The organism is Enterococcus sp. DIV0213h, from assembly GCF_051711285.1.
GTDB classification, from domain to species: Bacteria; Bacillota; Bacilli; order Lactobacillales; family Enterococcaceae; genus Enterococcus_D; species Enterococcus_D casseliflavus.
Map to the genome: position 1 here is coordinate 1051612 of NZ_JBIOMH010000001.1, position 15912 is coordinate 1067523.

Annotated in this window: 11 protein-coding genes; 9 read left to right on the forward strand and 2 right to left on the reverse strand. The window is 42.4% G+C overall.

Going from position 1 to position 15912, the window contains the following annotated elements; genetic code table 11:
- Positions 1-17 precede the first annotated feature (17 nt).
- The 7 genes from IGI77_RS04850 to IGI77_RS04880 all read left to right on the forward strand — a co-directional run bounded on the left by IGI77_RS04850 (position 18) and on the right by IGI77_RS04880 (position 9172).
- Complete coding sequence (locus IGI77_RS04850) at positions 18-425, forward strand: NusG domain II-containing protein (RefSeq protein ID WP_005237322.1); 408 nt, start codon at positions 18-20, stop codon at positions 423-425.
- 375 nt (positions 426-800) lie between these two features.
- Complete coding sequence (locus IGI77_RS04855) at positions 801-1508, forward strand: EAL domain-containing protein (RefSeq protein ID WP_223597448.1); 708 nt, start codon at positions 801-803, stop codon at positions 1506-1508.
- A 4-nt stretch (positions 1509-1512) separates the two neighbouring features.
- Positions 1513-2622, forward strand: a complete 1110-nt coding sequence (locus IGI77_RS04860; protein WP_015509170.1) for a GGDEF domain-containing protein — start codon at positions 1513-1515, stop codon at positions 2620-2622.
- A gap of 332 nt (positions 2623-2954) precedes the next feature.
- On the forward strand, positions 2955-4007 hold the full coding sequence (locus IGI77_RS04865) for a GGDEF domain-containing protein (protein WP_005225346.1): 1053 nt from the start codon (positions 2955-2957) through the stop codon (positions 4005-4007).
- 59 nt (positions 4008-4066) lie between these two features.
- Positions 4067-5107 (forward strand): bifunctional glycosyltransferase family 2/GtrA family protein, encoded by a 1041-nt coding sequence (locus IGI77_RS04870; RefSeq protein WP_151195853.1) that lies wholly within the window; start codon positions 4067-4069, stop codon positions 5105-5107.
- 5 nt (positions 5108-5112) lie between these two features.
- Positions 5113-7368: a glycosyltransferase family 2 protein gene (locus IGI77_RS04875; RefSeq protein WP_438769601.1), complete on the forward strand. Its 2256-nt coding sequence runs from the start codon at positions 5113-5115 to the stop codon at positions 7366-7368.
- Complete coding sequence (locus IGI77_RS04880) at positions 7343-9172, forward strand: lantibiotic ABC transporter permease (RefSeq protein ID WP_438769602.1); 1830 nt, start codon at positions 7343-7345, stop codon at positions 9170-9172. The genes IGI77_RS04875 and IGI77_RS04880 overlap by 26 nt, the downstream gene beginning before the upstream one ends.
- A 74-nt stretch (positions 9173-9246) precedes the next feature.
- On the opposite strand, the gene IGI77_RS04885 is transcribed toward IGI77_RS04880, so the two are convergent.
- Positions 9247-10215, reverse strand: coding sequence for an AraC family transcriptional regulator (locus IGI77_RS04885; protein ID WP_438769603.1), 969 nt, complete (start codon positions 10213-10215; stop codon positions 9247-9249).
- Between the two features lie 152 nt (positions 10216-10367).
- Between IGI77_RS04885 and IGI77_RS04890 the strand changes: the two genes are divergently transcribed.
- Complete coding sequence (locus tag IGI77_RS04890; RefSeq protein WP_438769604.1) at positions 10368-13025, forward strand: glycosyl hydrolase; 2658 nt, start codon at positions 10368-10370, stop codon at positions 13023-13025.
- Positions 13022-14836: a beta-glucoside-specific PTS transporter subunit IIABC gene (locus tag IGI77_RS04895; protein ID WP_438769605.1), complete on the forward strand. Its 1815-nt coding sequence runs from the start codon at positions 13022-13024 to the stop codon at positions 14834-14836. Before IGI77_RS04890 ends, IGI77_RS04895 begins: the two co-directional genes overlap by 4 nt.
- A 181-nt stretch (positions 14837-15017) precedes the next feature.
- Here the strand turns inward: IGI77_RS04895 and IGI77_RS04900 are convergent, their stop codons facing one another.
- Positions 15018-15812 (reverse strand): MerR family transcriptional regulator, encoded by a 795-nt coding sequence (locus IGI77_RS04900; protein WP_128431764.1) that lies wholly within the window; start codon positions 15810-15812, stop codon positions 15018-15020.
- Between the last annotated feature and the right edge of the window lie 100 nt (positions 15813-15912).

Here is a 15912-nt window from a genome sequence, read left to right on the forward strand (position 1 = left end):
TGAAAGGCGTACATGTGATGAAAAAGACGATCCAGCCATTTTTAAAACTTTTAAAGCCCTATGATTATCTGCTGTTTGTTCTGTTAGTTGTCGGCTCTTTTTTACCGCTTTTTCTATTTGAAGCACAAGCTCAAAGTGATACCGGCGATCGGTATGCAATCGTGCGGATCAATGGAGAAGAGGTTGACCGTTTTAACTTAGAAGAAATCGATGCGATGGAAAAAACCTACTATCCAGCAGAAGGTCAGTACAATATCGTCGAGATCAAAGATGGCGCGATCCGAGTTCGTGAAGACAATAGTCCCGACCAGATTGCTGTCAAAACCAGCTGGATCTATCGCAATGGGCAGACGAGCATTTGCCTGCCTCATAAGCTGGTGATCGAGATCAAGCAAGCCGGTGCCTCTGACTATTTAATTTATTAACAGAAAAAGGAAGCCAGCTGAACAATTCCTGTTCAGCTGGCTTTTTTATGAGGATGAGCAGAAGAAGCTGTCAAAACCGCCAATCGACCAACGTGTAAGTCAGCCAGAAACAGCGTTTTTGATACAAGAAAAGCGCAGAATTCCAACCGTCAGAAGAAATGGGAACTATGGGTGGAAATAGCAATCTCTGTCCAATCGTTCACAAAAAATTCTGCCCAATCATCTAAAATAGTTGGGGAACTGCGGCTCTATTTGGTATACTTAGGCAAGTCAGTTCCTTTGAAGCTTCTTTTTCTAAGGACTATGAACGAGCGATGATACGAATATGACCAATTTTCGGAAGTGATAACTTTACTAGATGGGGGCTTAACGAAGATGGGAAATGAAACAATTTGGGAAAACACAGACAATTTTTATCTGTTATGTCAACCAATCATGCAGGTAGAATCGCTAAGTCAGCAAGAGGTGAACGGCTATGAGGTCTTGCTGCGCAGCGAGAAAAACAACCGCTTTCCGCAACAAGAATTCAGCGCAATGATTCAATCTGAAAGCGGCAACCAGCAGTTGATGGGGTGGTATGCCAAGGAGCTGCGACGGTTGTGCCAAAAAAAGCCGAAAACCCGCTTTAGTGTCAATATTCATCCACAACAGCTGCTGTGGCAGTCAACGTGGACCTTTTTTGAGGGGATGACTGCCCACAAAGAGCAGTTGCAGATCGAATTAACAGAGCATCCTGTAAAAGGTCAGCATGATTCTTTTGATTTGTCTACTGCCCTTGCAAAAATCAAAGCCTATGGCTATGTGATCGCTGTCGATGACATCGGCTGTGGCCAAAATACCCTGTCATTGGTCTTTGCCAATCTTGAAAATGTGGATTGTTTGAAATTTTCACTACTGCCGTTTATTCAGCTCGATGAGGAGATCGGGTTTAGTTTCTTGACCTGTTGGTTGAAGGTCGCCAAAAAGTATCAGCTTGAGTTGATCGTTGAAGGCATCGAGACCCGCGATAAGATGGCGCAGCTGCTTGAGATGGGGGTTCATTTACAACAAGGATATTTATGGTCTAAAGGAGAGCGATTGTGATGGAATGTTAGAACGAGGCGTGCTCTTGGCGTTTGGTTTGCCGCTGATGATTGCCAGTTTACTGGTGACCGCAGATGTTTTTGTACGAAGTGTGCAAAAAATATCGGTTTCTCGTCCATTTAAGTATTTTATTATTGGTATTCTGACGTTTACGCATTTGTATTTTATTCTTTCTTTCTCAATGAATTCAGTTGGGTTTATCTGTTATCAATACACAACTGCTTTTATTGCGAGTCATTTTTTCTATGGTGATCGTGGCAAGATCTTGATTTTGATAACGCCGTGTATGGTCGTGTTCTATTTACTGTTTGTCGGTTTTTCTGACATTGGCAAAGCCTTTTATTTACCACTATTAGGTGTCGGCGTCTTTGTCCTTGATTTTCTCTTATCAAAAATCAAGCCGCTGCGTCCGCAACAGCAATTTTATTTGATGTATTTTTTGACCTGTCTGCTCTCACCGCGTTTTTCGATGTTGGTCCATCATACGACGACCTATGACTGGGAAGCGATGTTGGCAGTACTTGTTGGTTCTTTTGTGCTGTTGGGCGGCTTTATGTGGCTGCATCGGTTGATTGAAGGCGAAGAGTACCAAGTACTGGCAGAGTTGGCGAATAGTAAGATCGATGCGTTGACCGGCTGCTTCAACTATGGGACCTATAACCACGATCTGCTTCAAGCCGTTTCACAGAAAAAGACTGTGACGATCGCCATGATCGATCTTGATCACTTCAAAAAGGTCAACGATCGTTATGGTCATATCGCTGGAAATGAGCTGTTGAGAACCTTTGCCACACGGACTACTACTTTTTTAGAGGCGCATTTTGCTGAGACCTTTTCCTTTTATCGTTATGGCGGCGAAGAGTTCTGTGTCGTCATCGAAGGGGATGTCAAAGAAAAGACCGTAGCTGCGATGACGACGCTGTGTCAAACCATTTCCAGCAGTATGTTTCCTGTCGCCAATTTTGAAAAAGGGACGATGTCTTTGTCTTGCGGCGTTGAAGCGAGCACCGTTTGTCATGGCGATATCTTGGCAGCTGTCGAAAGAGCCGATCAAGCACTCTATCTCGCAAAACAAAGTGGTCGAAATCGGGTGTGCACCTTACCTGAGACGTAAAAAAATAATGAAAAAATGATTTGCACAAATTCACAAAGAATTAAATCTTTATGCACAAAAAGTTAGTAATAATAAAGAAATAATGTTATTTATTTAAAAAATATACATTTTGCTTTTTTTATTTATCTTGAGAATCTTCGCATATCAACAAAAAGATTGAAACTATGTATAATTTCTGGTAAATTATTCTAAATCAAGAGTGATAAAAACTGTCAATAATAAATAGTGATTCTTACTTGATGCTTTGTCCGCTTTTCCAATGAAATGTTTCTGGAATTGTCCCGTCGAATCAGCAAGTAAGGGTTCTTTTTTTTAGAAAGGAAGCACAGGAAATGGCAAATACGCTGGTTGTCAATACACTCGCAAATTTAGGCGCAATTATCATCAATATTTATTTGTTATTCAAAATCAGTGACGGATTCGTTGGCCAAGGGACGTTCAAAGCGAAACAGATCGCAGCTGCGATTGCTTGTGAAACCGTGGTGGGGATGCTGATGATGAATTTCTCTTACGTCGTATACGAAACGCGATTTGACCTGCGCTTTTTGCTTTACGCTTTTTCCATGAAATATCTGGGGTGGAAGGTGACCGTACCGACGATGGTCAATCTAGCGTTAGGGCGTTTCTTGTTTGAAGTATCAAAATCGTCTTGGTTGAACTTATATCTTACGTTTTTTTTGATAGTGACACTGACATTTCTGCATGCTTGGGCCAAACGGCGATTTACTGACAAACAAGAGTTATTCCTATCAATTACCTACTTGATCGCTATCTCCTTTCTTTTTGGTTTTTATCTGACGGGTGATATTCAAAAAACGACCCTAATTTATATAGTTTATGGCATTCTCGCCTATACGTTGGCGTTTTTCCTTTACTCGATAGTAAATGATATGCAGCGCATTTTGGCATTGGTCAAAATCGATGATCTTACGCAGTTGAACAACTTCCGTAAATTTCAAGATGACCGCCAACGCCTAGACACGACCGAGGTGGACTTATCGATCGCTTTGATCGATATCGATCATTTCAAAAATTACAATGACCGTTACGGACACCGTGCTGGGGATGTGATTTTGCAAGAAATCGCTCGTATTTTTTCGACCTACTGTACGGCGAGCAACCCGGTCTATCGCATCGGTGGGGAAGAGTTTGCGATCTTGATCCAAGGAGATGCACAGGCTGCTGCTTATCTCCTCGAAAAAATCCAAAAGCGCATCCGTTACCAAGAGATCATCTTGGATGCAGGCGATTCGGTCAGCATCACGTTGTCGATTGGGATCGCACAACGGCAAAAGGGCGAGTTGCTACAGCAAACACAAGAACGAGCCGATCAAGCATTGTATCGAGCCAAGCGCAGCGGTCGCGACCAACTCTGTCTTTACTGACGGGGTTGGCTTCTTTTCTTTTTTATTTTCAAAAATACTACCTTAAATGAGGAGCGCATATGGAAAATAGTTTAATCATGATTCCTTCGCTAGAACCTGACCACAAACTGCTGGCTCTGGTGGAGAAAATTCGTTTGCATAACCAGCACCTGCCGATTTTGGTCGTGGATGATGGCAGTGGGGCTGCTTATCAGCCTGTCTTTTCGGCATTGGCACAGCAGTTTGGTTGTCAGGTTTTGACCCATCCAAAGAATCAGGGAAAAGGCGCAGCCATCAAAACCGCTCTCACTGAAGTGCTGACAAACCAGCCAGCTGTTGAATTTATGGTGACCATTGATTCGGATGGGCAGCATGAGTATACCGATATGATGGCTTGCTTAGCAAAGGCCCAAGCCCATCCCGACAGTATTATTTTAGGGACCCGATCCTTTGGCAAAGAAGTGCCCTTGCGGAGTAAGTTCGGCAACATTTTGACCCGAAATATCCTACGTTTAGCGACTGGTCTTGCCATCGAGGATTCGCAGACGGGCTTAAGGGTTTTCCCTCGGAAATTCATGACAGATTTGTTGGCGATCTCAGGTGAGCGCTTTGAATATGAAACGCGGATGTTGATCGAAGCCCAGAAACGGGGGTGGCCGATTCTCTCGCAACCGATCGCCACTATCTATATTGAAGAAAATGCCTCTTCCCATTTTCGGGTCTTGGCAGATTCCGTCGCTATCTATAGCGTCTTTTTGAAGTATTTGTTTTCATCTGTGGTCTCCTTTTTTGTCGATGTGATCGCCTATGCGTTATTGATCCATTTCTTGTCTGTCATCGATCTGTCCTCCATCGTGATCGCTTCGTTGGGTGCCCGCTTGATTTCGGCGATCGTCAATTACTACATCAATCGCGAGCTTGTTTTTGGTCAACGGACAAAGAACAGTATGCTGCAGTATTTTTTATTAGTGATCGTACAGATTTTGCTGTCCTCTTTCCTCGTCTACCTGATCTATTTGATCCTGCCGATCGGGGATTCTGTGTTGTTAAAAATAGGCGTCGATTGCCTGCTCTTTTTCTTTAGTTACCATGTGCAAAAAAATGTCATCTTTAAGGAGTGATTGAGATGGAACAAAAACGTTTGCCTTGGGCGAAAAAAGTCGTTTACTTTCTGGCGTTTGTCTTTTCGCTGATCTATTTATCATGGCGGGGGCTGTATACATTGCCGTGGCACGAGTCTTGGTTTGCCCTGCTGTTTGGTTTGCTGCTTTGGGGCAGTGAGATCGTATCGAACTTTACGGGCTTGCTGTTGATTTGGAACAAAAACAAAGCAAAGCCTTTTGAAAAACCGATCGTGCCAGAAGCCGACTATCCAGCGATCGATGTGTTGATTGCTACCCATAATGAAGAAGTGCCGCTTTTATTAAAAACAGTCAATGCGGCAGTTCATATGAAATACCCCGATCCCAAAAAAGTTCACATCTACTTGTCAGATGACACCAACCGTCCAGAGGTCAAAGCACTGGCAGATAAATTTGGCATCGGCTATATCGGATTGACAGGCAATCAGCATGCCAAGTCAGGCAATCTCAATCATGCATTGTCAAAAACCAATTCGCCGCTAGTGGCGACCTTTGATGCAGATATGATCCCTTACTCAGATTTTTTGCTGGAAACAGTACCATATTTTGTGGCAAATCAGCAGGAACGCCGTAAAGATCAGACCGTCAAACCGTTGGGCTTTGTCCAAACACCGCAAAGCTTTTACAATGCGGATCTTTTTCAGTACAATCTTTTTTCAGAAGCGGCGATCCCTAACGAGCAGGACTTCTTTTCCAGAGAAGTCAATGTTTTGAACAACGCCCATGATACAGCTATTTATACAGGATCCAATACGGTGATCGCACGAGAAGCGATCGAAGCCGCTGGCGGATTTCCGACGGACACGATCACGGAGGATTTTGAATTAGGCGCCTTGATCAATTGCCAAGGTTATCGCAGTTTATCAACACTGCAGCCCATGGCCAGCGGTCTGTCTCCCATTGATATCCCAAGTGCTTTAAAGCAGCGGATTCGCTGGGGAAGAGGAGTGGTCCAAAGTGTCCACAATCTCCATCTTTTTAAGAACAAGACGTTGTCTTTGGCGCAAAAAATGGTTTTCTTAAACAGTTATTTGTATTGGTGGTCGTTTTTACGTCGGTTGCTGTTTATTTTCGCGCCGATTTTGTACACCGTCTTTAATGTAAGGGTCGTAGAGACCAACTTTTGGGTCTTGCTGCTGTTTTGGCTGCCAAGCTATACGTTCTTGCATTTGGCGATGCAGGATTTGAGCAGTGATATTCGAACGCAGCGCTGGGGCGAGATCCAGGAAACGATTTTTGCACCTTACCTAGTGATTCCTGTCTTTTTACAAGCCATTGGCATCAAAGAGACTCGTTTCAAAGTGACCAATAAAGCAGCAACTCAGTCTAAAAAAGACTTGTTGTTTGTGGTGCCGCATTTGTTGCTGTTGATTTTGACGATTATCGGCTTAGTGAAGTTTAATTACGGCAAATTCGGTTCAGAGATTTTCTATGGCAGCGTGTTGACCTTCTGGCTGCTGACCCATTTCTTTAACTTAACCTTTGCGGTCTTATTTTATCTCGGTCGCCCGATTTACCGAACGACGGAACGGTTCAGAGCCCATTATCCTGTTGAAGTTTCCGACCAAGACGCCAGCTATTCTTTGATGACAGAAAATATCTCAGAAAACGGCTTGTCCTTTGTTTCTGACGTTCCTCTTTATTTTCCGCCAGATGCGCAGCTGACGTTTAAAATCACCCGTAATGGCTACCAAGCAGAGATGACGGGAAACGTCGTCCGCGTTTTTTCAGGCAAGGATCGCTGGGTCTATGGGGTTGCTTTACACCAATTATCAGAAAAAGACTACTTAGCTTATTTGCAGATCATTTATGATGGCTTCAATCAAAGCCTGCCAGTTCTGCGTGACCCGTGGATGACCTTCTTTGACAGTCTTTTTGAAAATCTCGGTAAGCATCTGCTGCAAGCCAAACAAAAGCCATTGCCGCCTCAACGAGTGCCTGTCCTGACCATTGATCAAAAATGGAACTTTGATGAAGGAACCTATGCGGTCACAACATTTGGTTTTGACCAGCTCACGTTGGCAAAAACAGAAGAGGTCGAGATGCCGGCCCATCTAACCTTGCCGATCAATAATCTTGTGCTTCACGCTGAAAAAGCAACGCTTCAACCAACAGAAAATCAAGTGATTTATCAAGTAAGCAATCTTTCCGAGCTGCGTTTTACAGCAGCCTTTCAAGAATGGGTAGACAGCTTGCTGAGAAAGGAGGAAGATGATGATCGAGACCCTGCTGCGATTTAGTCTTTTTGGTTTATCATTAGCTGGCTATGCCTATCTTTTTGTACGAGTTTGCCATTTTCCCAAACACATCAGCTGGATCGCTGCTTGCTGTTTGCCGATCCTCGTTCTTTCCTTTGTCGCATATGGTCCAAAAGGATGGTTGATCTGGGGGGCATGGGTTTTATTTGGTCTTGGCTTACTATTATGCGTTTGGCGTTTTTGGCAGGAGCGCTATCAGGTACGTTGGGGCTTGCAAGAGCCCATCCTGTTGTGGTTTTACGGCTATTTTGCTTTGTTCGTTTTAACCTTGCTTCACAGTCATTTGACCCACTATGACAACTTCTCCCATTGGGCGACAATCGTTAAATTCCTTTATACGCAGGGACAATTGCCAACGGCAGCCGATGCCATCATCAGTTTTACTTCCTATCCTTTAGGCAGCTCGCTGTTTGTTACTTATACAGCGATCATTGTTGGCTATCATGAGAATGTCTTGCTGATTGGTCAATTGATTTTGATTTTCTGTAGTCTGTATAGTTTCTTTGCGATTATTCGTGATCCGAAAAGAAAGCTGGCTTTTGCCCTGATCTTCACCAGTATGGCGGTTTTCAATTATTTTAATATTGCGATTCGAATGAATAATTTGTTAGTGGACTTTATCCTGCCAGTGTTGACTTTAGCTGGCATCGCTGGCTTATTCGCTTTAAAAGGCAACGTACTACCGTCGATCGGTTTCTTTCTTTTGATTGGCGCCTCTCTTGATTTGGTCAAAAATAGCGCCGTCTTTTTTCTGCTGATTTTAGGCGGCTATTTACTAGTCTGCTTGTGGCAGGCATCAGTTCGTTGGCGGCAACGGCTGGGCATGATGATTGTAGGATTAGCTGCCATTGGGCTATCTGTCCTGCCAGCGATTCTTTGGAACCTGCATGTCAAAGCGAATTTTCCTAAATCGAAGCATGAAGTCAGCGTGACCGCTTATAAACAGATTTTTGGTGAAAAGAATTCTCAGATACTGCAGCAGATAACGGATGTTTTTGTCAAAACGATCACGGATGTTGCGACGATCTCCACGCAAGGGATTCTCTTGATCCAGGTCATCCTGTTGGGCAGTTGGCTATTTGTCCGATTTATCATGAAAAAACGCAATCCATTTTTCAAAGAACTGCTGTTGATCGATGGTATCATTGGGGGGTATTATTTAGGAATCTATGCCATGTTCTTGTTCTCGATGCCCACTGATGAAGCATTGTCTTTGGCAGGGTTCGATCGCTATGCCTCAAGTATCGTGATTTTAGCACTTGGATTAATGACCTTTTTCATGGTCCGAGGCATTGATCATTTGTATCATGAACAAGCGATCGATCGGCGAAACTACCGTAGTTTTGCCAGCTTGACCACGAAAAAAATCTATCAATACAGTACCTTGATTCTGCTATTTTTTGCGACATTGCTGATCCTTTCAGAGAATAATGGCATGCGTTATACCAATCGTGAATATGCTGCTTCGATTCCAGCACAAGTTTCAGCCGTTACTGGCGATCACTTTGACCTAAACGAGAAAAAATATTTGGTGGTCAGTACTAACAAAGAAGCAGTAGATAGCTACTTAGTTGGCTATGTCGGAAAATATTACTTGTTTTCACCTAATGTCGATGGCCGAGAGAATTTCCTCTTATCCGATGCTGAATTTCGCACGCTATTAAAGCAATACGATGAAGTCGTCGTCTTAGAAGAGCACTATACCTTTAATGCCATGACGAAGAAGCTAACAGGCAAGACCTTTGCCCCAGGCGTTTATTCGGTGGCGGAGGTGTTGGGGCGTTAGAAAATGACGAATAAAAAGAAGCCGAGAAGGAACATTTCTCGGCTTCTTTTTTCTAAGCAAGTGGCGAAATAGGATCATTTCTTCTTTTTCGGTGTATGCCCATAATAAATTTTGTATTTTTTATAGAAAAAAGTGATATTGGTGAATCCTGCTTCAGCCGCGCATTGAGTGATTGGTTTGGTGGAGGAAGCAATTAAATTGTGGGCGAGATTCAATTTCTTTTCGATAATCAATTCGGTCAAATTTTTACTAGTTTCTCGTTTGATCAATGCACTTAGATAGGAAGGGGAATAGTTAAAAAGGGTGGCGAGTTTTGGTAAGGTAACGGTTTGAAAATTCTCTTCGATATAGGTCAAGATTGCTAGAATATGCTGTTTTTTTGCCGCTTCTTGCTTGTTGGTCTGATAGTCGAACTCGCGCACGAGAAAAGTGAAAAGAATGGCGATCAGATTGCTGATGATTCGTTTACTACCAATGGCTTTTTCATAAGTTTCTTTCAGCATTTCTTGAATCACAGCATGGATCCGATCATCTTTATTGTTCTTAAAGACAATATATTGGTCATGCGCGTGCTTGTCTGACAATGCAGTCAGAACAAAATCAAGCACGACCCCTTCATTAAACTGTTCCCGACTAATCAATTGAGCGAAATAATCCCGCTTGATCAAAAGATTGATCAAAACATCTTCTTCACCGGTCATTTCAATCGAATGGGGAATTCCGGTATCAATCAGACAAATTTGTCCTTTTGTCAGCGTAACTTTCTGATCATCGATCAATTGGGTGCATGTTCCTGAGTAGATATAATTTAACTCGATAAAACTGTGGTTATGATAAGGAACTGGACTGAAGCGGCTTTGCTTTACCAGAGTAAAGTTTTCTTGTTCTTCCATCAGATTATCGAATAAGTAAACTTGTCGGCCATTGATCGTCACTTTTTCCAGCTGTTGATAATAGTCAGAAAGGTGGTTTGGATGGTCTCTGTGATGGCATTCTCGTTCAGATAACTGAAAAAGTTTTGCTTCCATTTCTTCGGTTGTCATTACGATCTCCTCCTTTCGTAAATCTAAAAATATGATAATTATCTACAAAGCGTATGACATTGTTTCAAGCTAAAGAATTGCTTATGATACATTTGTAAGCGTATTTATTATGATTTTAAATGAAGTTGAATGAGAAAGAAAGAGGAATTTGTATGAAAAAGATAACGAATTTATTGAACGAAAAATATGATAATCATATTTTTCCGTTTTTATGGATGCATGGAGAAGATAAGGAAACGATTCAAACTTACATCAGTAAAATTTATGAAGCAGGCATCCGATCTGTCTGTATCGAATCACGTCCCCATGAAGAATTTTTGAAAGCACAATGGTGGGATGAGTTGGCGATCATCATTGAAGAGTGTGAAAAAAGACAGATGACACTTTGGATTTTGGATGATAAACACTTTCCAACAGGCTATGCCGCAGGGGAAATTGAAAAGAATCATCGTCACTTGCAGAAAGAATTTTTGAATTTCCGACAATTTGATTTTGTAGGTCCCAAAAAGAATGCTGGAATTATGTTGGATTGGTGTTTTAATGCAGAACGACCGAATATTTTGAATTCAGAAGGGGAAACGGTTAAGGAGAGTGGCAAGTCATTTTTTTCAGCTGAAATCATCAGCGCCGTTGCGGTCAAGAAAACTGGATTTAAGCAAATCAGTGAGGAGGAGTGGATCGACCTTACAGACTCAATTATTGATGAGACATTGTATTGGTCTATTCCTGAAGGAGAGTGGAGTATCTTTGTCTTTTACACGACACAAGAAGGAGGGGAAGCTTCGACACAAGGGTACTTGAATCCTTTGGTACCAGAAGCAACAGATATTTTGCTGGAAACAGTTTATCAAAGTCATTATCGACACTTTGGAGAGAAATTTGGCACAACGATTCAAGGATTTTTCTCAGATGAACCGCGGTTTGGGAATATCAAGGGTCCTGATGCAGTCCTTGGAAAAGTAGATATGCCATTGCCATGGCGGTATGATTTGTTGACTTTGTTAGCAAACCAGCTAGCAATATCTGAAACTGAGCTGCGAGGGCTGTTGCCGGCTCTCTATCGTGGTGAATCAAAACAGGCGGCGAAGATTCGTTACAATTATATGTCGTTGGTTTCTGAGCTATATAGTCAACATTTTTCTCAGCGGATCGGACGTTGGTGTCGTGAACATAAAGTCGACTATATCGGACATGTAATTGAGGATAACAATGCCCATGCACGTTTAGGCTATGGGGCAGGTCACTTCTTTCAATCGATGAAAGGTCAATCGATGGCAGGAATCGATGTCGTTTTGCATCAATTGATGCCGCAACAAAATGACGGATACTTTGAAGCCATGACATCTACTGGCTGGGATGGCGAATTTTTCCATTACGCATTAGGGAAAATGGGGGCGTCTTTAGGAAACTTAGACCATGTGAAACAAGGTCGAACGATGTGCGAAGTATTCGGCGCATATGGTTGGTCAGAAGGAACCAAACTGATGAAATGGCTAACCGATCACATGCTGGTGCGAGGGGTCAATCATTTTGTCCCTCATGCCTTTTCAATGAATGACTTTCCTGATGCCGATTGTCCGCCGCATTTTTATGCGCAAGGCCATAATCCACAATTTGAGGGCTTCAAACAGCTGATGGCGTATATGAATCGTTTGAGTTATCTATTTAGTGACGGGAAACATCAAGCGGACATTGCTGTGCTGTACCATGCTGAAGCGGAGTGGGCAGGCGCTTATATGCCGATTCAAAAAGTTGCTCGTGAACTGATGGAACATCAATACGAATTTGAAATCGTTTCGGTTGAGATGATGCTTGATGCGCAATATACGAATCAAACGTTTGTCATCAATGAGCATGTCTTTCAAACACTAGTCATTCCATATGCTGAGCGAATGCCTGATTCATTGATCAAAAAGCTGACAGCTCTCTCAGAATCTGGTATTCAAATTATTTTTATTGAGGAGATGGTGAAAGAATCCCTTGAACAAACTTTGCTTACCCATGAGCTGCGGCTTCTCGCTCGTCTGACAGAAGTAACGACGCTCAGAGCACTTACTGATAATACTGGCTTGAAGGTACGGGATCGTTTAGAAACGTCAAAAGCTCTGCCGTATTTGCGGTACTATCATTATCAGCAGCAAACAGATGAGGTGTTCATGCTTTTCAATGAAAATGACAGTGAATCGATGCAGTTTCAGGCTGTTTTTCCTGCTGAGAAGCCATTAGCTCAATACGATCCAGTAGAAAATAAACTGAAACCTGTGTCATATAAAAATGGCAGCTATGAGATTCATTTAGCACCAGCAGAGAGTCTGATTCTTTTTGAAGCTACCTCGGAACAACCATTGCGTATTGAAAGAAGCAAACCAATGAAAGAAGTTCATCTAAACGATCAGCCATGGCAAGTCACTTTCGAAGGAATCGGGAAAGAGCAAGCAGCAGTTGCCTGTCAAAAACAATATTCGTCACTGCCTTTACTGGGTGTCGGTGATGATTTCAGTCGGTTTAGCGGGAAAATCACTTATACCGTGGACTTCCCTAAAGCAGGAGGAGAGGTTTTATTAAGTATTGAAGATGCTTCAGAAGTTGTGACTGTTTCAGTGAACGGTCATTGTGTAGGGACAAGAATCAGTACACCGTATACATTTGAGTTGACGGACCTGCTTCAAGAAACGAACAATTCGATCCAGATTGAAGTAATCAATAATTTAGGTCGCAGTATGAGGGATTATCTTTCGCAGTTTGTCCTGTTCGAACCTTTGGGAATCACTGGCGAAATCAAACTTTTTATTGAGGAGGAGCAAAAATGAACAACCAGCAGTTGGCAGCAGATATTTTGAAGGAAATTGGTGGAAAAGCCAATATCGAATCGGTGACCCATTGCGTCACACGTCTGCGTTTTGTATTGCATGATACCGATATCCCAAATAAGGAGACGATTACTAGTCTTGACGGAGTGATTTCAGTCGTTGAACAGGGCGGACAGTACCAGATCGTCTTAGGAAATCGCGTGAATGATGTCTATGATACGGTCATGCAACAAGTTGGCGAACTAAAAGAGGACAATACTCGTGAAAAAACAAAAAAGTCTCTTTTTGATCAATTTACGACCACAATTTCAGGGATTTTCACGCCAGCATTAGGCGCGATGGCTGCGTCAGGAACGATCAAAGGAATCTTGACGATTTTATCAGTAGCAGGTATTTTGTCAGAAACATCGGGAACCTATATCGTTTTGTACGCATTGTCTAATGCTTTCTTTTATTTCATGCCAATCTTATTAGGTGCTTCGGCGGCAAATTATTTTAAATTAAACAGCTATGTCGGAATGTTGATCGGGGCATCGTTGATCTATCCTACTTTGCTCCCGTATGCGACAGAAGGTAGTTTGACCTTTTTGTCGATTCCCGTGAATATGATGGACTATACTTCTTCCGTTTTTCCTGCAATCATTGCTGTCTGGGTGGCAGCCAAAATCAATGGTTTCGTTCAGAAATGGCCGTTGAAGGATTTGCGATTCATGGTACAGCCTCTTATCGTGTTGCTAGTTTCTGTCCCCCTTGCCTTGCTGGTGGTTGGTCCAATTATATCCAACTTATCCAGTCTACTGGCAACGCTTGTAAATAATGTTTATCAATTCAGTCCGGTTTTGGGTGGGCTGGTGATTGGGGGACCATGGATCTTGATGGTCATGTTCGGATTGCATTGGGCATTCATTCCGATTTTTCTTAACAACATGGCGATGCAAGGATTCGATCCTGTGATGGGTCTGCTCCTAGCGAACCAAATGGCAATGGCTGGAGCTGTCGTGGCGGTTGGTCTACGAACGAAAAATGATAAAACGAAAGCACTCGCATATTCAACAGGTCTGACAACCCTGATTGGTGTCAGCGAACCAGCATTGTACGGAGTATTACTTCCTTATAAGCGTCCTCTGATCGCTGCTGTTATCGGTGGAAGTTTAGGTGGTGTTATTGCAGGATTTATGCAGACAGTGCAGTATTCTTTTGGTGGTTCGGGATTATTGGGTATTCCTTTGATCATCAATCCAGCAGGAATCGATGGTGGATTTTATGGTGGGATCGCTTCGCAGGTAGTAGGGCTTGTTACGGCATTTCTAATCACTTATTTTTGGGGGATTGTAGAACCTGAAAAAAGTAAAACAGTTAAATCAAAAGAAGCAGTGAATACAAAAATCAATTTTCAAGAAGTCGTTCAAGGAGAAGTCGTTCCCTTAACTGAGGTTCCTGACAAAGTTTTTTCAGAAGGCTTGATGGGGCAAGGTAAAGCTGTCAAACCGGAATCAAATACCTTTTATGCCCCTTTTGATGGCGTGGTCACTGCTTTATTTCCGACAAAGCATGCGATCGGCTTGACCAGTGATCAAGGCGTCGAACTTTTGATCCATATCGGTGTTGACACCGTAGAGCTAGAGGGAAGGCACTTTACGCCCCTTGTTGAAGCAAATCAAACAATCAAAAAGGGACAACCGCTGATAAAAGCCGATCTCGCAGCTATCCAAGCAGAGGGATATGCGACCATTACGCCAGTTGTGGTAACGAATGCGTCAGCATTTGAGAAGATCAGAATGACTGAAGACAGTGCAGCACTTTCAACTTAAATCTAGTTCTAGTCATTTCATGAAAATTGGGTAACGTATCTATCGAACACACACATAATAACTCAATCAGTTCTATAAAAGCCGATCCTACTCTAGAGAGGATCGGCTTTTGTGGTGTCTGAAGGTTGATTTATACGGAATGCACATCAATAAAAGGAACGGCTGATATACAAAACGTTTCTTATAGCGAACAATAAATCTCATAACTGAAGGCATCAGCATTAACGACTTCTGAAAAAAGTTCCGTTTGGAACAGGACGCGAGGTTTTGATGTACGCAAAAGGTCTGAAAAGACGGTACTTGCTTTTTGAATGTTTTGTTCCTTTGTTGTTAGGGTGACATAGGTCGCTGCTGGTAAATGAAGGATTTGTTCCATTTCTTCAAGCACACTTGATTTTGCTAATTCGATAAAGAGATAGGTCTCGAACTTATTCTGATCCACAAAGCTGATCAAGCCACACTCATAGGTAGGCGTTAGCTGATGTGAAACGATGGTATCATAAGCCGCTGCCATTTTTTTATGGTAAGCAATATCACCAATTTTTCCTTCATAAGGAACCAGCCAAAAATGAGCTTCAGGAATTTCCAATGTGTGGACAACTTCACGCTTTTTGATTTCTTCCGAACGTTGGATCTCCGTTTTTATTTCGGTTAATAAGGTAACTTTTTCTTTCATTTCCGCTATTTTCTCTATTGCCGCTTTCGTGGCAAAATCGATCAAATTTGTTAGTTCGACTTGGACGCCGTCTGTAGAAACGAATTCTTTCAGTGTTTTTAATGGAAGCTGAAGATCTGTCCATAGTCGAATGACTTCAATTAGATAGACATGGGTATGGCTGAAGTAGCGATACCCATTTTCAGGATTGACGTAAGTGGGTGGCAAAAGACCGATTCGCTCATAATACCGCAAAGCTTTCACATGGACATCGCTGATTTTTGCTAATTGACCGATGGTGATCAAATGTTTGGTCTCCATAAATTTCTCCTTGACCTTCCCTTTAAGGGATACTTTATAACTAGAGTATACCTTTTGTTCGGTCGTTAAAAAAGAAAAAGCTTCGATTATTTGATGAAAA